The organism is Tepidimonas sp. (genome assembly GCF_046292505.1).
Lineage (GTDB): Bacteria > Pseudomonadota > Gammaproteobacteria > Burkholderiales > Burkholderiaceae_C > Tepidimonas.
This window is the reverse complement of the sequence record NZ_JBKBQX010000127.1, coordinates 1-1,005: the sequence shown is the minus strand read 5'-3', so window position 1 is coordinate 1,005 and position 1,005 is coordinate 1. Positions and strand designations below refer to the sequence as shown.

Sequence of the window (1,005 nt, the reverse complement as noted above, 5' to 3'; positions counted from 1 at the left end):
CGAACAAACGAGACCGGCGGCGCCAACCCGGCCAGCCGATGCGAACCAGGTTGTACGCAGCAAAGCACAGCAGCGCCTGGCCCGCCAACTTCGCCTGGCCGATCAGACGCGTCTTGCGCAAGCCCGCTACCGTCTTCAACCAGCCGAAGGCCTCCTCGATCCGTTTGCGCACCTTGAGGGAGGTTTGATAGCCCGCATGCCGCGTCGTCCGGCCATCAATTGCCGAGCCAGTCTTCTTTCGCGCGACGTGCGGCGTGACGCCCAGTCGGCGACAGCCCGCGACGAAGTCGGCGGTGTCATAGCCTTTGTCTGCCCCAACCGTGGCGCCGCGCCGGGCGTGACGCGCCAGAAGCTTCAAGGCCGCCTGCCGCTCAGCCTTGCCTGTGGCAAGCGTGGTGGCCACATCCACCACCAGGCCGTTGCGGTTCTCCATCAGCACATGGCTCATGTGACACAGCCGGGAGGCCGTGCCTTCGGCCTTCTTGAACAGGCGGGCCTCCGGGTCCGTGGTCGAGACGTGCGTGTCATTGGCGCGGGAGCGGCCCTTGAAATCCACTTCGGGATTGCGCCCCGGCGGCCTCGGGCCATCACCGTCCTTGGGCCGGAAGCTCTTGTGCGATGCCCAGGCATCAATCAACGTGCCGTCGACGCTGAAGTGCTCACTGGAAGTCAGCCGCCGCCAGTCGGCCAAGCCCTTGACCCGCTCGAAGAACACCCGGGCCAGTCCTTCGTTGAACAGACGCTCCCGGTTGGCGCTGAAGGTGGAGTGGTCCCAGACCGGGTCATCGATGGCCAGCCCCACGAACCAGCGATACAAGAGGTTGTAGTCGATGCTCTCGACCAAGAGGCGCTCGGAGCGGATGGTGAACAGGATTTGCAGCAGCATGGCCTTCAGGAGCCGCTCCGGCGGCACCGACGGTCGCCCGGTCTGGGCATAGGCCGCCTCGAATTCCTTGTCCATGCTCGCCAGCACCGCATCGACCAGAAGGCGCAGCTGGCGCAGGG

At 65.8% G+C, this 1,005-nt stretch carries 1 protein-coding gene; it reads right to left on the bottom strand.

The window, feature by feature from the left end:
* Positions 1 to 1,003, bottom strand: a 1,003-nt coding sequence (locus tag ACK4TH_RS12200) for an IS5 family transposase (protein ID WP_409626831.1), incomplete at its 3' end; no start/stop codon positions are given.
* Positions 1,004 to 1,005 lie beyond the last annotated feature (2 nt).